The organism is Kitasatospora brasiliensis, assembly GCF_032654805.1.
Taxonomy (GTDB): domain Bacteria; phylum Actinomycetota; class Actinomycetes; order Streptomycetales; family Streptomycetaceae; genus Kitasatospora; species Kitasatospora brasiliensis.
The window spans coordinates 845977-863227 of the sequence record NZ_JAUOOW010000003.1 but is presented as its reverse complement, the minus strand read 5'-3'; the positions used below and the strand labels follow the sequence as shown (position 1 = coordinate 863227).

Here is a 17251-nt window from a genome sequence, read left to right as displayed (position 1 = left end):
GAGACTACAAGCACAGAAGAGCCTCCCCCGCACCCCGAAGGGCCGCAAGCGGAGTGAGCCCTTCCCGGCGGGCGGGCGTTTCCGGTTCGTTCACCTCCGATCCGGGCCGGCGTCGCGGACCAGCGGGGCAACCTGGCAACCGTCCACCAGCGTTCGCCCCTCGGGCCGGCCGGGCCCCACTAGGGTGGGCCCGTGGACCCCAACCACTACCGATTCCGGGGCGTCTGGCGGCTCGCGGCTCCGGCACCCGCCGTGTACGCGGCGCTTGAGGACGTACGGAGCTATCCGTTGTGGTGGCCGGAGATCCGCGAGGTCCGGCCGACAGGCGAGGACTCCGGGGACGTGGTGGTGCGCGCGCTGCTGCCGTACCGCCTGGTGATCGGCCTGGAGGCGAGCCGGCGCGACCCGGTCGCCGGGGTGCTGGAGGTGGCCATGCGGGGCGACCTGGCCGGGTGGTCGCGGTTCACGGTGACGCCGGACGGGCCGGACGGGCCGGACGGCGCGGGTGGCGCGGGTGGCGCGGGTGGCGCGGGAAGCCGGGTGCTGTTCGAGGAGGACAGTCGACCGGGCAAACCCCTACTGCGCCGGCTCTCCCTGCCGCTGCACCCGCTGTTCCGGGCCAACCACGCGGTGATGATGCGCCGGGGGCGGCGGGGGCTCGCGGCGTACCTGGCGGAGCAAGGCGGGGAAGTCGGGGCGGGGCGCGGTGACGGATGGCGGCGGGTGACAGCGAACAGATGACAGACGACAGCTTTCAGCGAACAGATAACAGATTTCGAAATCTGTCATCTGTCCGCCCCACCCCGGCCTCCACCCCCCACCCCGACTTCGGCTTCGACGCCCCCTTCGACCGCGCCGGCACCGGCAGCAGCAAGTGGGCCCGCGCCACCGCCCTCGGGGTGATCCCGATGGGCCTCGCCGACATGGACCTCCCCGGTCCGCCCGCCATCGCCGAGGCGCTGGAACGGCGCGCCCGCCACCGCGCGTACGGCTACACGGTCTGCGACCCGGCCGGGCGGGCGCTGGTGGCCGACTGGTATCGCACCCGGCACGACGCCGCGGTGGACCCGGACTGGATCCTGCTGCTGCCCTGCGGCCCCCGCACCGCACTGCGCGTCCTGCTGGAGAGCGTCCTCCCGGACGCCGCCCGCCCGCAGGCCCCCGTCCTCCTCCCCACCCCCGAGTGGGGCGGCTTCGCCCAGCTCTGCCGCGCGGCCGGCCTCCCGTACCGCGAACTGCCGCTGCCCCTGGGCCCGGACGGCTACCGGCTGCCGAGCGGCCCGCTCCCCCGCCCCGCCACCGCCCTGCTGCTGAGCAGCCCGCACAACCCCTCCGGCAGGGTGTGGCCGGCCGACGCGGTGCGCGCACTCGCCGCCCGGGCGGCGGAGAGCGGCGCGCTGCTGGTCTCGGACGAGGTGCACGGCGACCTCACTCACCCCGGGCATGCGCACCCCGTCGCCGTCACCACCGCCGACCCGGCGCACCGGCACCTCGTCGTCACCCTTAACTCCGTCGGCAAGACCTTCAACTGCTCCGGCATTCCGAGCAGTTTCGCGCTCGTCCCGGACCCTGGACTGCGCGCCCGGTTCGCCGAGGCCCTGGCCGGCTACGGCCTCTGGGAGGGCGGCCTACTGGAGCAGACCGTGCAGCAGGCGGCGCTGCGCGAGGGCGGCCCCTGGCTGGACACGCTGCTCGATCACCTCGCCGCCGCCCGCACCCGGCTCACCGACCGGCTCGGGCCCGCCGTCCGCTCCGCCCCGCAGGCCTCCTACCTGCTCTGGCTGGACGCCGCCGCGCTCGGTCTGCCGCCCGCCGAGGCCCGTCGGACCCTGCTGGAGCGCTGCGGCCTGGAGGCCTCCGACGGCGCCGAGTTCGGGCCGGGCGGCCGGGGTTCGCTGCGTCTGAACTACGCCCTGCCGAGCCCGGTGCTGGCGACCGTCCTGGAGCGGCTGGAGCGCCTGGAGCGCCCGTGACCCCGGCATGTGCCCGGCCGGAGCCGCGCCCGCGCCTGCCCGTCGGCCGCCCGGAACGCCCCCGGTTCACCCGTTCGCCGCACCCCCGACCTGCGGAAACGAACGTTCACACGATTTTTGCGGAGCACCTCCGCATGCTCCGTAGCAGACTGGGCAAAGTAGACCGGGCCACAAATCGTGAGGGCCGCAAAATCGTGATCCCGAGGATGGTGAGTCCGGTGTTACCGACGTCCCACATCACTCCGCCCGACCGGCAGAGCACGCCCCCGCCCCCGCCGGGGGTGAGCCCGTTGACCGAATCGGGGGCGCGCAGCCACGTCGCGGGCGTCTGTTTCAAGATCGGACCGCCCCGCCTGGTCGGGGTGGAAGTCGAATGGTTCGTCCACGACGACCGATGTCCCACCCGGCCCGTACGGCCCGAACTGCTCCACGCCGCACTGGAGTCGCTGCCCCTGGGCGGCCCGGACGGCACCTCGCTCCCCTCCGGTTCGCGTCTCACGCTCGAACCCGGCGGACAGGTCGAGCTCAGCTCCCCGCCCGCCACCGGCCTGCTGGCCTGCGTCGAGGAAACCCGACGCGATCTGACCGCCCTGCGGGCCGCCTTCGCGGCGCAGGGCCTGCGGCTCACCGGCACCGGGACGGACCCTCTGACCCGCCCCCGACGGATGGTCCTGGACCACCCCCGCTACCTCGCGATGGAGCGCTTCTTCGACTCCGCCGGGCCCTGGGGCCGGATCATGATGACCGGTACCGCGTCGGTGCAGGTGTGCCTGGACGCCGGCGAAGCCGACGGCCCCCACGAGGTCGGACGCCGCTGGCGGCTGGCCCATCTGCTGGGCCCGGTCCTCGTCGCCGCCTTCGCCAACTCCCCTATTCTGGACGGCAGTCCGACCGGCCACCGGTCCACCCGCCAGGTCGTCTGGTCCCGGATGGACCCGACCCGAACGCTAGCCCCGGAGCCCGACCACGGAGACCCGCGCGAAGCCTGGGCCCAGTACGTGCTGGACGCCGACGTGCTGTGCGTACGACGCCCCGAGGGCCTGCCCTGGACGGCGCAGCCCGGACTGACCTTCCGCGACTGGATCCGCGGCGCGGGCGAACGGCCGCCCACGCTCGACGACTTGGACTACCACAGCACCACCCTCTTCCCGCCGGTGCGCCCGCGCGGCCACCTGGAGCTGCGGATGATCGACGCCCAGCCCGGGGACGGCTGGGTGGTGCCGACCGCGCTGGTCACCGCGCTGCTGGACGACCCGGTGGCCGCCGACGCCGCGCTGGCCGCGCTGGAGCCCTTGGAGCCCCCCGGTCGGACCGGAGCGAACATTCCGCGCCCGCCGCGCAGTGACGCCTGGCGCCGCGCCGCCACCCTGGCGACGGCCGACCCCGGGCTGCGCCGGGCCGCCCTCGCCTGCTTCGCCGCCGCCGACGCGGCGCTGGGCCGCCTGCCCGGCGCCGGACGACTGCGCGCCACCGTCGCCGAGTTCGCCGAGCGCTACCCCGCGCGCGGCCGCTGCCCGGCCGACGACCAGCTGGACGCCCTGCGCTCCGGCACCCGACGCACTCCCCCGGAGGAGGCCGCACCATGACCGACATCCGACCCCACGGGGATGCCGGGGCAGACAGCACGGACCGCACCGCCGGAGTCCTCGGCGCCCTCGGCACCCTGGACGGCCTCGGCACCGAGGCGCTGCGCGAGAGCATCGCCACCGAGCTGCTGGCCGCCCGCGCCCGGACCGCCGCGCTGACCGACTGCGTCGAGGACGGCGACCTCACCGCCCAGCACTCCCCGCTGATGTCCCCGCTGGTCTGGGACCTCGCGCACATCGGCAACCAGGAGGAGCTCTGGCTGCTGCGCAACGTCGGCGGCCGCGATCCGATGCACCCCGAGATCGACCCGCTGTACGACGCCTTCCAGCACCCCCGCGCCGAGCGCCCCAGCCTGCCGCTGCTGCCGCCCGCCGAGGCCCGCGCCTACGCCCACGAGGTGCGCGGCCGGGTGCTGGACCTGCTGGCGGCCAGCCCGCTGGAGGGCGCGCCGCTGCTGGAGGCCGGGTTCGCGTTCGGCATGATCGCCCAGCACGAGCAGCAGCACGACGAGACGATGCTGATCACCCACCAGCTCCGCAAGGGCGAGCCGGCCCTGGCCGCTCCCCCACCGCCGCCCGCGCCCGCCGACGCGGCCACGCTGCCCGCCGAAGTCCTCATCCCCGCAGGCCCGTTCACCATGGGCACGGACACCGAGCCGTGGGCGCTGGACAACGAACGCCCGGCCCACACCGTCGACCTTCCGGCCTTCCTGCTGGACACCACCCCGGTCACCAACGCCGCCTACCAGCGCTTCATCGCGGACGGCGGCTATGACGACCCGCGCTGGTGGACGCCGGAGGGCTGGGCGCACCGACGGCAGGCCGGCCTGACCGCCCCGCTTTTCTGGCGCCACCAGGACGGCCAGTGGCTCCGCCGCCACTTCGGCACGCTCGCCCCGGTCGAACCGAACGAGCCGGTGCTGCACGTCAGTTGGTACGAGGCGGACGCGTACGCCCGATGGGCCGGACGGCGACTGCCGACCGAGGCGGAGTGGGAGAAGGCGGCCCGGCACGACCCGGCCACCGGCCGGTCCCTCCGCTACCCCTGGGGCGACCGGCCCCCCGGCCCCGAGCACGCCAACCTCGGCCAGCGCCATCTGCGCCCGGCCCCGGCGGGCAGCTACCCGAAGGGCCAGTCCCCTTACGGCGTCCGGCAGTTGATCGGCGACGTGTGGGAGTGGACGGCCAGCGACTTCCGCTCCTACCCGGGCTTCCGGGCCTGGCCGTACCGGGAGTACTCGGACGTGTTCTTCGGCCCCGAGTACAAGGTGCTGCGCGGCGGCTGCTTCGCGGTGGCGCCGGTTGCCTGCCGGGGCACCTTCCGCAACTGGGACTACCCGGTCCGACGGCAGATCTTCGCCGGCTTCCGCACCGCGCGCAGCCTGGAGGATGCCTGATGTGCCGTCACATCGCCTACCTGGGAGAGCCGGTGGCACCCCGGGAGCTGCTGGTGCACCCGCCGAGCGGGCTGTACCGGCAGTCCTGGGCACCCCGGGTCCAGCAGTACGGCACCGTCAACGTGGACGGCTTCGGCCTCGGCTGGTACGCGGACGGGGACGAGGTGCCCGCCCGCTACCGCCGGACCGGGCCGATCTGGGCGGACGAGACCTTCGCCGACCTCGCCCGGGTGGTCCGCACCCGGTCCCTGCTGGCCGCCGTCCGCTCCGCCACCGAGGGCTGTGCGGCGGGCGAGGGCGCGGCCGCGCCGTTCGCCGCCGAGCGCTGGCTGTTCAGCCACAACGGCGCGGTGGCCGGCTGGCCCGGCAAGCTGGACGCCCTGGCCGCGCTGCTGCCCCCGGCCGAGCTGCTGGAGCTGGAGGCGCGCACCGACTCGGCGCTGCTGTGGGCGCTCACCCTGCACCGGCTGCGGGCCGGCGCCGCACTGGGCGAGGCGCTGGCGGGCACCGTCGCGGACGTCGCCGCGCACACCACCGGGCGACTCAACCTGCTGCTCACCGACGGCGCCGCGATCGCCGCGACCACCTGGGGCGACACCCTGTACCACCGCGCCCTGCCGGGCCTCGGCACCGTAGTGGCCTCCGAGCCGTACGACGACGCGCCGGGCTGGACGCCCGTCCCGGACGGTTCGCTACTGCTGGTCGACGCGCGCGGCATCACCGTGGACCGAATTCCCGGCCGCGACTGACCCCCGACTCTCCCTTCACCTTCTGAACAGAGGAACCACCCTGTCATGGACACCTTCGATCTCGTCCGACTGCTGCCCGCCGACCACTTCAGCACCGCGCTGCGCCGCGACGTGCAGCAGGGGCTGACCTCCGCGCCCAAGTGGCTGCCGCCGAAGTGGTTCTACGACGCGCGCGGCAGCGAGCTGTTCGAGGAGATCACCCGGCTGCCCGAGTACTACCCGACCCGCGCCGAGCGGGCCATCCTGACCGCCCGGGCCGGCGAGATCGCCGCCGCCACCGGCGCCCGGACCCTGGTCGAGCTGGGCTCCGGCTCCTCCGAGAAGACCCGGCTGCTGCTGGACGCGCTGCGCGCGCTCGGCACCCTGGAGACGTACGTCCCGGTGGACGTCAGTGAGAGCGCGCTGACCGCGGCCGGCGCGGCGCTCGCCGCCGAGTACCCCGGGCTCGGGGTGCACGGCGTGCTCGCCGACTTCACCACCCGGCTCGGCCTGCCCCCGGAGGGCGGGCCGCGTCTGGTCGCGTTCCTCGGCGGCACCCTCGGCAACCTGCTGCCCGAGGAGCGCGCGGCCTTCCTGCGCGGTCTGCGCGCCGCCCTGGACCCGGGCGACTTCCTGCTGCTCGGCACCGACCTGGTCAAGGACCCGGCGGTGCTGGTCGCCGCCTACGACGACTCCGCCGGCGTGACCGCCGAGTTCAACCTGAACGTGCTCAACGTGCTCAACCGCGAACTGGGCGCCGACTTCGACCCGGACGCCTTCCAGCACGTCGCGCGCTGGGACGCCGAGCAGGAGTGGATCGAGATGCGGCTGCGCTCGCTGCGCGAGCAGACCGTGAAGATCCCGGCCCTGGACCTGCCGGTGCACTTCACCCGGGGCGAGGAGCTGCGCACCGAGGTGTCGGCGAAGTTCCGCCGGGAGCGGGTGGCCGGGGAGCTGGCCGCGGCCGGACTGCGGCTGAGCCACTGGTGGACCGACCCCGAGGGCCGGTTCGGGCTCTCGCTCGCCTCGCCGGCCTGAGCACCGCATCCGGGGCGCCGGGCGAGGGCAGCTCAATTTGCTTGTTCACCTTACGAATTCTCAGAGCAAAACTTGAGCTTCCCGGTGTACAAGGCTTGAACGAATAGGGGTTACGATCGCGGCTACCGAGCTCAGCGTTGAGTACCAGGAGTCAGATCGTGAGCGTCACCCAGAAGCCCTCCGGGGCGGTCGAGGCCCCCGTGCCCGGCCGCCTCGGCTTCGTCGTCTTCATCACCGCGGCAGCGGCCCTCGGCGGCTTCCTGTTCGGCTACGACAGCTCCGTGATCAACGGCGCCGTCTCGGGCATCCAGGAGAAGTTCGGCGTCGGCAGCGGCGTGACCGGCCTGATCGTCTCCTCGGCCCTGCTGGGCTCGGCCATCGGCGCGGCGCTCGCGGGACGGTTCGCCGACCGGTACGGCCGCATCAAGGTCATGAAGGCGGGCGCGCTGCTGTTCGCGGTCAGCGCCGTCGGCTCGATGCTGCCGTTCTCCGCCTGGGACCTCGCCCTGTGGCGGGTCCTCGGCGGCGCGGCCATCGGCATCGCCTCGGTGATCGCCCCGACCTACATCGCCGAGGTCGCCCCGACCAGGTACCGGGGTCGGCTGGCCTCCTTCCAGCAGGCCGCGATCGTGCTCGGCATCGCGATATCCCAGCTGGTCAACTGGCTGCTGACGCAGGCGGCCGGCGGCGAGACCCGCGGCCAGCTGCTCGGCCTGGAGGCCTGGCAGTGGATGCTCGGCATCTGCGTCGTCCCGGCCGTGGTCTACTTCGTGCTCGCCTCGGTCATCCCCGAGTCCCCGCGCTACCTGATCCAGGCCGAGCGACTGGACGAGGCCCGCAAGGTGCTCGCCGCGGTCGAGGGGGACGGTGTGGACACCGACGCCCGGATCGCCGAGGTCCGGGCCCTGATCGCCTCCGACCACCGCCCGCGTTTCCGCGACCTGCTCGGCGGCCGCTTCGGCCTGCTCCCGATCGTCTGGGTCGGCATCGGCCTGTCGGTCTTCCAGCAGCTGGTCGGCATCAACGTGATCTTCTACTACTCGTCGATCCTGTGGCAGTCGGTCGGCATCGACCAGAGCAACTCGCTGATGATCAGCTTCGTCGGCTCGGTGATCAACATCCTGGGCACCGTGATCGCCATCGTGCTGGTCGACCGGATCGGCCGCAAGCCGCTCGCCCTGATCGGCTCGGCCGGCATGGCCGTCGCGCTCGGCACGGCCGGCTGGGCCTTCTCCTCGGCCACCGGCAGCGGCGACAACCTGACCCTGCCCGACCTCCAGGGCACCATCGCGCTGGTCGCCGCCAACGCCTTCGTGCTGTTCTTCGCGATGTCCTGGGGCGTGGTCGTCTGGGTGATGCTCGGCGAGATGTTCCCCAACCGGATCCGCGCCGCCGCGCTCTCCGTCGCCGCCTCCGCGCAGTGGATCGCGAACTGGGCGATCACCGTCTCGTTCCCGTCGATGTCGCGCTGGAACCTCTCGGCGACGTACCTGATCTACGCCGCCTTCGCGGCGCTGTCCATCCTCTTCGTGGCGAAGTTCATGAAGGAGACCAAGGGCGTCCGGCTGGAGGACATGGGCTGATCCGCCCGCCGGGCGTTCGGCCCCTGCGCCGTTCTCGCCGTCGGCGCGAACGGCGCAGGGGCCGAATCGTTTCTGCGGAGCCGGGCCCGCGCGGCGGACGCTCGCCGGGCGACGGTTCGCGCGGCTGGGTGTACCGACGGGTCAGGGCCGTCAGGCGAGCCGGGCGTAGCGCAGGGCGAGCCCGTCGAGCAGCGCCTCCAGCCCGGTCTCGAAGGCGCCCTCGTCGACCGTCCCCCGGTGCCCGGCCAGCCGGTGCGCCTCCCCCAGGTGCGGGTAGTCGGCCGCGTCGTAGACCTCGGCGTCCGCCGGGAAGCCGGCCGCGAAGGAGGCGAGCGCCGACCCGGTGACGAAGTAGCGCATCAGCGCGCCGATCCGGGTCGCCTGGCCGCGCGGCCAGCCGGACTCGACCAGGTGGCCGAAGACCGCGTCGGCCAGGCGCAGCGCGTTCGGCCGCCGCCCGGGGCCCTGGGCGAGCACCGGGACGATGTTGGGGTGGGCGGCCAGCGCGGCCCGGTAGGAGCGGGCCCAGTCGCGCAGCGCCTCCTGCCAAGTGATCCCGACGCCCCCTGCACTCCCGGAGGTCCCCGAGGTCCCGGAGGCACTGTCGGTCGAGAACATCGACAGGTCGACTTCGCCGATGACGCTGTCCACCACCGCGTCCAGCAGCTCGTCCTTGGTGGCGAAGTGGTTGTAGAGCGAGGGCCCGCTGACCGACAGTTCGGTGGCGAGGCGGCGGGTGGAGAGGGCGTCCAGCCCCTCGTCGTCGATCAGCCGCAGCGCGGCGGCGACGATGCGCTCGCGGCTGAGCAGCGGGGTGCGTGGGCGGGCCATCGCGGCGGGTGCCTCCGGTTCCTCCGGTCGAGTGCGTCGGGGCCGATTCTGGCAGGCGCCCCTTCCCAGCACGGCCTCGGCGGGGCTACAGTCCCCCCATAAAACTTGCAGCGCTAGTTTAATGGGTCCGGCCCCAGCCCGGGCCCTGGACACCGGATTCGGGAGCCACCGTGAACCTGGAGTTGTCCGAGGAGCAGAGCGCCGTCCGGGATCTCGCCGCCTCCTTCACCGACCGCGAGATCGTGCCGTACGCCGCCGAGTGGGACCGCGCCGAGTCCGTCGACCGCGCGATCGTCGGCAAGCTGGCGAAGGTCGGCTTCCTCGGGCTGACCATCCCGGAGGAGTACGGCGGCAGCGGCGGCGACCACCTCGCGTACTGCCTCGTCCTGGAGGAGCTCGGGCGCGGCGACTCGGCCGTGCGGGGGATCGTCTCGGTCTCGCTGGGGCTGGTCGGCAAGTCGGTCAACAGCTTCGGCACCGAGGAGCAGAAGCGGCACTGGCTGCCCCGGCTCACCTCGGGCGAGGCGCTCGCCTGCTTCGCGCTGACCGAGCCGGGCACCGGATCGGACGCCGCCAACCTCACCACCCGGGCCGTCCGGGACGGCGACGACTGGCTGATCAGCGGCGCCAAGACGTTCATCACCAACGGCACCTGGGCCGACGTCGCGCTGGTCTTCGCCCGCACCGGCGGCAGCGAGCCCGAACAGCGGGGCCACCGGGGCATCACCGCCTTCCTGGTCCCCACCGACCTGCCCGGCTTCACCCGCACCGAGATCCACGGCAAGCTCGGCCTGCGCGGCCAGGCCACCGCCGCGCTCTCCTTCGAGGACGTCCGGGTGCCCGACAGCACCCGGCTCGGCGAGGTCGGCAAGGGGTTCACGGTGGCGATGGCCGCACTGGCCAAGGGCCGGATGTCGGTGGCCGCCGGCTGCGTCGGCATCGCCCGCGCCTGCCTGGAGGCCGCGGTCCGCTACGCCGGCGAGCGGGAGCAGTTCGGCAAGCCGATCGCCTCGCACCAGCTCGTCCAGGAGCTGCTGGCCGGCATCGCCGTGGACGTCGAGGCGGCCCGGCTGCTCACCTGGAAGGTCGCCGACCACATCGAGCGCGGCCTGCCGTTCGCCACCGAGTCCTCCGTCGCCAAGCTGTACGCCAGCGAGGCCGCCGTCCGGGCCGCCAACAACGCGCTCCAGGTCTTCGGCGGCTACGGGTTCATCGACGAGTACCCGGTGGGCAAGTACCTGCGCGACGCGCGGGTGATGACCCTCTACGAGGGCACCAGCCAGATCCACCAGCTGCTCATCGGACGCGCCCTCACCGGCGTCAACGCCTTCTGACCCGCCCCCCGGCGCTCCCGAGCGCCTCCGGAGCACCCCCGCCACCCGACAAGGAGCCCGACGACGTGCGTCCCGTCTACTTCGCCGCCGCCCGCCGCACACCCATCGGCCGGCTGCGCGGTGCGCTCGCCACGGTCCGCCCTGACGACCTCTCGGCCACCGTGCTGCGCGCCCTGCTCGCCGACGTACCCGCGCTCGACCCGGCCCGGATCGACGACGTCTACTGGGGCGCCGCCAACCAGGCCGGCGAGGACAACCGCAACGCCGCCCGGATGGCCGTCCTGCTGGCCGGCCTGCCGGAGACCGTACCGGGTGCCACCGTCAACCGGCTCTGCGCCTCCGGCCTGGAGGCCGTCACCCTCGCCGCGCGGGCCATCGGCTCCGGCGAGGCGGACGTGGTGCTGGCCGGGGGCTGCGAGTCGATGACCCGCGCCCCCTTCGTCCTCCCCCGCCCCGACGAGGCGCTGCCGCACCGGATGGAGACCTTCGACACCCGGCTCGGCTGGCGGCTCACCAACCCGCGGATGGCCGAACTGCACGGCGTGCTCAGCATGGGCGAGACCGCCGAGGAGGTCGCCACTCGCTACGGCATCGGCCGGGAGCGCCAGGACGCCTTCGCGCTGCGCAGCCACCAGCGGGCCGGCGCCGCGCGCAAGGACGGGCACTTCGACGCCGAGCTGATCCCGGTCGAGCGGCCGGACGGAGTGACGGTGAGCCAGGACGAGGGCATCCGCGAGGACAGCAGCCTGGCCAAGCTCGCCGGGCTCAAGCCGGTGTTCCGCCCCGGGGGCACGGTGACCGCCGGGAACGCCTCGCCGATGAACGACGGCGCGGCCGGACTGGCCCTGGTCAGCGAGGAGGCGCTGCGTGACCTCGGGCTCCAGCCGCTCGGCCGGTACGTGGCCGGCGCCTCGGCCGGGGTGCACCCGGACGTGATGGGCATCGGCCCGGTCCCGGCGACGGCGAAGGTGCTCACGCGGGCCGGCTGGTCGCTCGCCGACCTGGACACCGCCGAGCTGAACGAGGCCTTCGCCGCACAGGCGCTCGCCTCCGCCGACGGCATCGGCTTCGACCCGGAGCAGGCCGAGGAGGTGGTCAACCCCAGCGGCGGGGCGATCGCGCTCGGCCACCCGCTGGGCGGCTCCGGCGCCCGCATCCTCACCACCCTGCTGCACCGGATGCGCCGGACCGGCGCCCGGCGCGGCCTGGCCACCATGTGCGTGGGCGTGGGGCAGGGTACGGCCGTGCTGGTCGAGAACGTCTGACACCTCCCACCCACCTCTTGATCCAATCTTCCGAGGAGTTCACATGACGCGGTTCGCTGGGAAGGTCGCGGTCGTGACCGGCGCGGCGCAGGGCATCGGGGCGGCCACCGCCCGCCGACTGGCCGAGGAGGGCGCGGCGGTCGCCGTGGTCGACCTCACGGCCGAGCGCGCGGCCGGGACGGTCGCCGAGATCACCGCCAAGGGCGGCACCGCCCGGGCGTACGGCTGCGACGTGGCCGACTACGACGCCGTGGAGGCGGTGTTCGCGCAGGTCGCGACGGACCTGGGCGGGGTGCACGTCCTGGTCAACAACGCCGGGATCACCCGGGACAACCTGTTCTTCAAGATGCCCAAGTCCGACTGGGACGCGGTGCTGACGGTCAACCTGACCAGCGCGTACAACTGCTGCCACGTCGCCCAGAAGTACATGGTGGCGCAGAAGTACGGGAAGATCGTCTCGCTCAGCTCGCGCTCCGCCCTCGGCAACCGGGGCCAGGCCAACTACGCCGCCGCCAAGGCCGGCATCCAGGGCCTCACCGCGACCCTGGCGATCGAGCTCGGCCCGTTCAACGTCAACGTCAACGCCGTCGCGCCCGGGTACATCGCCACCGCGATGACCGCCGCCACCGCCGAGCGGGTGGGCAGCAGCGCCGAGGAGCACCAGGCCGAGGTCTCCGCCCGGACTCCGCTGCGCCGGGTCGGACAGCCGGAGGAGATCGCCTCGGTGGTCGCCTTCCTGGCCAGCGAGGACGCCTCGTACGTCAGCGGTCAGACCCTGTACGTCAACGGCGGGGCTCGCTAGGGGCAGGCCTGACGAAGCGTCACCCGGCCGTCCCGGGTGGGAGGTTACCTTCCCCTGGGGCGGCCTTTACCTTTTCGCGTGGCCGAGCATGACCATGCCCTTGATCATATGACCCCTCCAAATGACTATGGCATGATCATGTAGCTATCGATGGGATGGCCGCACCGACCCGACCGGACCTGGTCGGGCCCTGCGTCCCAAGGAGTCCCATGGGCAGCCCCGCCACCCTCCGCCGCGCCCTGGCTCTGCTCGCCGTGGGGGCCACCGCCCTCACGGCCGGCACCATCGCCGTACCGGCCGCCGGCACCGCGATCGCCGCCCCCACGCACGACCTCTCGGGCGTCCACGTCCGCCCCGCCTCCTTCGGACACCAGAGCGCCAAGGGCCGCCCCGCTCCGCTGAGCACCACTCAGTGCGTCAGCCAGATCGGCATCCACTGCTACTCGCCGCTCCAGTACCGGACCGCCTACAACCTGGACCCGCTGTACCAGGAGGGCATCACCGGCAAGGGCCGCACGATCGTCATCGTCGACTCCTTCGGCTCCCCGACCATCCAGCACGACCTGGAGGTCTTCGACAAGCAGTGGGGCATCAAGGACACCAACGTCGAGGTGGTCAAGTGGGGCGACGTCCCCGCGTTCGACCCGACCAACCCCGACCACACCGGCTGGGCCGGCGAGACCACCCTGGACGTCGAGTACGCCCACGCCGTCGCCCCTGACGCGCACATCATCCTGGTCGAGACCGGCGTCTCCGAGACCGAGGGCACCACCGGCCTGCCCGAGATGATGGACGCCGAGAAGGCCCTCATCAAGGCCGGCCGCGCCGACGTCATCTCGCAGAGCTTCGGCGCCACCGAGAACACCTTCCCCGGTTACGACAAGGGCGACTTCAAGTCCCTCACCGACCTGCGGTACGCCTTCCAGGCCGCCGCCGACCACAACGTGACCGTGCTCGCCGCCTCGGGCGACAACGGCGCCACCGACGCCATGGAGAACGGCACCGACCTGTACCCGTACAAGGTCAACTCCTGGCCGTCCTCGGACCCGCTGGTCACCTCCATCGGCGGCACCCAGCTCACCCTGGACGACTCCGGCAAGCGCACCGCGCCCGACAAGGTGTGGCGCGACAAGTCCGGCGCCGGCGGCGGTGGCGTCTCGGGCATCTTCGAGCGCCCGTGGTACCAGGCCGGCGTCGCCAATGTCACCGGCAACCACCGCGGTACCCCGGACATCAGCATGAGCGCGGCCGTGGACGGCGCCGCCTGGACCTATGAGTCCTACGACCCGACCTCGGTCGGCTGGCACCTCACCGGCGGCACCAGCGAGGCCACGCCGCTGTTCTCGGGCGTCGTCGCGCTCGCCGACCAGCTCGCCGGCCACCGCCTCGGCCAGCTCAACTGGCGCCTGTACGGCATGAACCTGCTGCCGAGCCAGTGGAGCGGCATCGTGGACGTGAAGGAGGGCGACAACGGCTGGGAGGGCGTCACCGGCTACAACGCCACCCCGGGCTACGACCTCGCCAGCGGCCTGGGCACCATCGACGGCGCCAAGTTCGTGCACGCGATCGCCGCTCGCTGAGCCGAGGGGCTGCCCGGTAGCGGGTGACAAGTAACAGCGAACAGATGACAGATTTCGAAATCTGTCATCTGTTCGCTGTTTTCTGTTCGTTGTTCTCTGTCTGCTGTCACCGGCCCACTGTCACCGGCCTGCTGTTCCCAGCCGCCCGCCGCTCCCTGTCGCCGCTCTCTGTCGGCGGTCCCCCGTCAGCGGCCTCCCGTCAGCCGGTGGCGGCCAGTTGGGCCAGGTAGCGTTCCGCGGCGCGGAGCTTGCGGTTGTCGGGGCCCGGGAGGTAGGCGCGCAGTTCGATGATCTCCGGGGCGATCCGGATGGCCTCCGCGCGGTCGGCGATCGCGCGCCAACAGGCCTCGGCGTTGGTGGCCGCCCGCTGGGTCTCCGGGTGGTCCGCGCCCTGGGAGCGGAGCAGCGTCAGCGCCACCTCGCGGTAGATGTCCGCGGCCTCGGCCGGCCGACCCGCGAGCCGGCACACGTGCGCCCGAACCTGCCGCACCTGGAGCACCGGCTCGGACACGGCCCCGTGCTCGGCGATCGCCTCCAGTTCGAGAGCGAAGGCCAGGTCGGTGGCGGCGGCGTGGTCCCCGGCATCGGCGCTGCGGACGATCCGTCCGATGACCTCGCGGTAGTCCGCGCGGGGCCGATCGGCCACGGGCGGCTCGTCGGCCGGCCCTTCGTTCCGGGGCGCGGCCTCGGACGGCACCTCGTCAGCAGCCGTCTCGCCGACAGCCGTAGCGTCGGCCGGCGCGACCTCGGCGGGCGCGTCGGCCACGGGCGCCTCGGCCAACGTCGATTCGGCCGCGGGCGATTCGTCCACCGGCGCATCCCTGTCGGGATTCCCCGCGGCGGGAACCTCCTCAGCGGGCGCCTCGTCCGTCGGAACGGGCTTCGTCGGTACAGGCTCCGCCGGGACGGCGTCCACGGGTGGCGCCTCCACGGCCTCCGTCTCCTCCACCGCCACCACTACCGCTTCGGAGGCCACCACGGCCCGCTCCAGCGGGAGTTCGGGCTCCGGGGTGACGCCCTCCGGCTCCGGTCGGGGCTTGCGCAGCGTGACGCCCACCGGGGGCGCGGTCTCCACGGGCACCGCGTCGACGGGGGCGGGCTTGCGCAGCGTGACACCCGGTGCCGCAGCGGCCTCGCCCGCCTTCAGCAGGCTGACCGGACGGGCCGGTCGCGGCGGGGTGGGCGGTACGCCCGGCTTGACCAGGCTGACCGGGCCGCCGACGGTGACCGGATCCGCAGCGGACGCGCCCGACACGGCCGACGGCGCGGGCACCACCGGCGGTGCGGGCACCGGCCGGTCGGCGCCGGCGTCCCGCGGCTCCGTCGGACGCGACGGCAGCGGCGGCGGCACCTCGGCCACCGCACCCTCCCCGCGCCGGGCGGTGTTGCGGAAGAACGGGCGGTCCGGGGAGTGCGTGGCCAGGATGACCACGTCCGGCCGCAGCACCGAGTACACCTGCTGCCGCAGTTGCTCGGGCGCGAGCACCTCGCCGGCGCCGGGTCGGCCGCCGTGCAGCGCCTCGATCAAGGCGCGGGTGAAGGTGCCGATCTGCTCCGGGTCCGGGCTGACCACCGCCCACAGCGGGATGCCCTCGCTGAGCGGCGAGACGGTGCCCTGGAGGTACGGCCAGACGTTCTGGTCGGCGCTCAGGTCGGCGATGACGAGGGTCTGCCATTCGGCCGGACGGTGGCTCAGCTCGGCGGCGATGGCCTGCCAGGGCAGGCCGTCCTGCTTGGCGTCGCGCAGGGTCAGCTGGAGCTGCCCGCCGCGCTTGTCGGCGACGACGTGGCCGCCGAGGTGGATCAGCAGCGGCCCGGGGTGCCGGGAGGCGGCGCGCAGGTGGGCGAGGACGGTGTGCGGGTCCCCGGCGCCGGGGAGGTGGACGGCGTCCACCGCGTCCGCGGCGAGCAGCACCTGCGGCGAGACGGCGGCGAGCATCGCCGAGAGCACCGGCGCCTGGGTCGGGCCGCCGCGGCCCCAGGTGCGGCGGCCGGAGTTGCCGTACCCGCCCTCGATCACCAGGATCCGTCCGCGCGGCGCGGCCCCGAGCCCGCCCGCGCCGACGGCGGCACCTTGCGCCGCGCCCTGGGCCGGGAACGGCGGCGGGCTCGTCGGGGCCGCGGCCCCGACGGCGGGCATTCCGGTAAGGGTCCACCCGGTGGGCGCGACAGGCGGCGCGGCCGGGGGCGCGGGCGGCGGCACGGGCGCCTGCCCGACCGGCTGCGCACCCCCCTGCGCGCCCGTCCCGACAACCGGCGCGGAAGTCGGGGCGGCGATCGGAGCGGGAACCGCCGCAGGCGCCGGCGGCGGCTCGTACAGCGCGGCCGGACCGGGCGGATGTTCCTCGGCCGGCAGGCGCGGCGGCGGTACGACGTCCCAGGGACCCGAGTCCGCTGCCGGGTCGGGACCTCCGGAAACCGCTGTCGTCTCCGCCATCTCCTGGTCACCGCCCCGCCCCGCCGCTCCCGCGGCGTCTGATGCCCTTGCCTGCGTGGTGCCTGCCACCACACTCCGTGCGCGCCACCCTACGAGATCCCGGCTCGCCCGTTCCAGGCCGGGTCGCCGATCGGCGCGCCACAGCGCCCACGCCGCCCTGGCTAAGGTGCCGTCATGATCGATGCCGGACGCCCCTTTGTGTTCCTCGACGTCGACGGTCCGCTGATCCCCTTCGGCGACCCGCCCGCGGGCGGCTACCCGACCTTCCGCAGCCCGTACGTCCCGTCCGGCGCGGCCCAGGGCTGGAGTCCGCTGATCGCCCGTGTGGACCCGGAGTTGGGGCCTCGGCTGCTGAGTCTGCCGGGCGAGCCGGTCTGGGCCACGACATGGCTGGAGGACGCCAATGAGTGCCTCGCGCCCTGGCTCGGCCTGCCCCGACTGCCCTTCGTGGACTGGTCGCTGGAGGAGACGGGCGACATCGACGAGCCGCCCGGCCTGCACTGGAAGACCCGTGGGCTGGCCGCCTGGGCGGGCGGGCGGCCGTTCGCCTGGGTGGACGACGAGATCACCGGGGCAGACCGCCGCTGGGTCGACGCCCACTACCCCGCCCGCGCCCTCCTCCACCGGGTGGACCCCCGACGCGGGCTCACCGAGGCGGACTTCAGCGCCCTGGACGCCTGGCTGCGGAGCGTCTGAC

The 17251-nt window shown here is 73.8% G+C and carries 14 protein-coding genes; 12 read left to right on the top strand and 2 right to left on the bottom strand.

Going from position 1 to position 17251, the window contains the following annotated elements; genetic code table 11:
- Positions 1-192 precede the first annotated feature (192 nt).
- The 7 genes from QWJ13_RS15920 (at position 193) to QWJ13_RS15890 (ending at position 8305) form a co-directional block, all read left to right on the top strand.
- Entirely contained in the window at positions 193-741 is a 549-nt protein-coding gene (locus QWJ13_RS15920; protein ID WP_316525061.1) for an SRPBCC family protein, read from the top strand.
- Positions 738-1973, top strand: a complete 1236-nt coding sequence (locus tag QWJ13_RS15915) for a MalY/PatB family protein (protein WP_316525059.1) — start codon at positions 738-740, stop codon at positions 1971-1973. The genes QWJ13_RS15920 and QWJ13_RS15915 overlap by 4 nt, the downstream gene beginning before the upstream one ends.
- A 281-nt stretch (positions 1974-2254) precedes the next feature.
- Positions 2255-3559: an ergothioneine biosynthesis glutamate--cysteine ligase EgtA gene (egtA, locus tag QWJ13_RS15910; protein WP_316525219.1), complete on the top strand. Its 1305-nt coding sequence runs from the start codon at positions 2255-2257 to the stop codon at positions 3557-3559.
- Positions 3556-4956 (top strand): ergothioneine biosynthesis protein EgtB, encoded by a 1401-nt coding sequence (egtB, locus tag QWJ13_RS15905; RefSeq protein WP_316525058.1) that lies wholly within the window; start codon positions 3556-3558, stop codon positions 4954-4956. Before egtA ends, egtB begins: the two co-directional genes overlap by 4 nt.
- On the top strand, positions 4956-5705 hold the full coding sequence (gene egtC, locus QWJ13_RS15900; protein WP_316525056.1) for an ergothioneine biosynthesis protein EgtC: 750 nt from the start codon (positions 4956-4958) through the stop codon (positions 5703-5705). Before egtB ends, egtC begins: the two co-directional genes overlap by 1 nt.
- 45 nt (positions 5706-5750) lie before the next feature.
- Positions 5751-6722, top strand: coding sequence for an L-histidine N(alpha)-methyltransferase (egtD, locus tag QWJ13_RS15895; RefSeq protein WP_316525055.1), 972 nt, complete (start codon positions 5751-5753; stop codon positions 6720-6722).
- 155 nt (positions 6723-6877) lie between these two features.
- Positions 6878-8305: a sugar porter family MFS transporter gene (locus QWJ13_RS15890; protein ID WP_432277531.1), complete on the top strand. Its 1428-nt coding sequence runs from the start codon at positions 6878-6880 to the stop codon at positions 8303-8305.
- A 150-nt stretch (positions 8306-8455) separates the two neighbouring features.
- Here the strand turns inward: QWJ13_RS15890 and QWJ13_RS15885 are convergent, their stop codons facing one another.
- The gene (locus QWJ13_RS15885; RefSeq protein ID WP_316525051.1) at positions 8456-9136 is read right to left on the bottom strand and encodes a TetR/AcrR family transcriptional regulator; all 681 of its coding nucleotides are present in this window, start codon (positions 9134-9136) and stop codon (positions 8456-8458) included.
- Positions 9137-9306: 170 nt separating this feature from the next.
- Between QWJ13_RS15885 and QWJ13_RS15880 the strand changes: the two genes are divergently transcribed.
- From QWJ13_RS15880 to QWJ13_RS15865, 4 genes are all read left to right on the top strand, one after another.
- The gene (locus QWJ13_RS15880; protein ID WP_316525047.1) at positions 9307-10470 is read left to right on the top strand and encodes an acyl-CoA dehydrogenase family protein; all 1164 of its coding nucleotides are present in this window, start codon (positions 9307-9309) and stop codon (positions 10468-10470) included.
- 65 nt (positions 10471-10535) lie between these two features.
- On the top strand, positions 10536-11735 hold the full coding sequence (locus QWJ13_RS15875; protein WP_316525044.1) for a thiolase family protein: 1200 nt from the start codon (positions 10536-10538) through the stop codon (positions 11733-11735).
- A gap of 43 nt (positions 11736-11778) precedes the next feature.
- A complete protein-coding gene (gene fabG / locus QWJ13_RS15870; protein ID WP_316525042.1) occupies positions 11779-12537 on the top strand; it encodes a 3-oxoacyl-ACP reductase FabG in 759 nt (252 codons plus the stop codon).
- A gap of 209 nt (positions 12538-12746) precedes the next feature.
- On the top strand, positions 12747-14117 hold the full coding sequence (locus QWJ13_RS15865; RefSeq protein WP_316525040.1) for a S53 family peptidase: 1371 nt from the start codon (positions 12747-12749) through the stop codon (positions 14115-14117).
- Between the two features lie 199 nt (positions 14118-14316).
- On the opposite strand, the gene QWJ13_RS15860 is transcribed toward QWJ13_RS15865, so the two are convergent.
- Positions 14317-16257: a hypothetical protein gene (locus QWJ13_RS15860; protein WP_316525038.1), complete on the bottom strand. Its 1941-nt coding sequence runs from the start codon at positions 16255-16257 to the stop codon at positions 14317-14319.
- A 471-nt stretch (positions 16258-16728) separates the two neighbouring features.
- Here QWJ13_RS15860 and QWJ13_RS15855 point away from each other — a divergent pair, with 471 nt between their 5' ends.
- Positions 16729-17250, top strand: coding sequence for an HAD domain-containing protein (locus QWJ13_RS15855; RefSeq protein ID WP_316525037.1), 522 nt, complete (start codon positions 16729-16731; stop codon positions 17248-17250).
- Position 17251: the final 1 nt, after the last annotated feature.

Bases quoted from the DNA above. Each gene is read 5' to 3' on its own strand.
- QWJ13_RS15915 (WP_316525059.1), top strand. From the start codon at position 738: ATGACAGACGACAGCTTTCAGCGAACAGATAACAGATTTCGAAATCTG.
- egtB (WP_316525058.1), top strand. From the start codon at position 3,556: ATGACCGACATCCGACCCCACGGGGATGCCGGGGCAGACAGCACGGAC.
- egtC (WP_316525056.1), top strand. From the start codon at position 4,956: ATGTGCCGTCACATCGCCTACCTGGGAGAGCCGGTGGCACCCCGGGAG.
- egtD (WP_316525055.1), top strand. From the start codon at position 5,751: ATGGACACCTTCGATCTCGTCCGACTGCTGCCCGCCGACCACTTCAGC.
- QWJ13_RS15885 (WP_316525051.1), bottom strand. From the start codon at position 9,136: ATGGCCCGCCCACGCACCCCGCTGCTCAGCCGCGAGCGCATCGTCGCC.
- fabG (WP_316525042.1), top strand. From the start codon at position 11,779: ATGACGCGGTTCGCTGGGAAGGTCGCGGTCGTGACCGGCGCGGCGCAG.
- QWJ13_RS15865 (WP_316525040.1), top strand. From the start codon at position 12,747: ATGGGCAGCCCCGCCACCCTCCGCCGCGCCCTGGCTCTGCTCGCCGTG.
- QWJ13_RS15860 (WP_316525038.1), bottom strand. From the start codon at position 16,257: ATGCCCGCCGTCGGGGCCGCGGCCCCGACGAGCCCGCCGCCGTTCCCG.
- QWJ13_RS15855 (WP_316525037.1), top strand. From the start codon at position 16,729: ATGATCGATGCCGGACGCCCCTTTGTGTTCCTCGACGTCGACGGTCCG.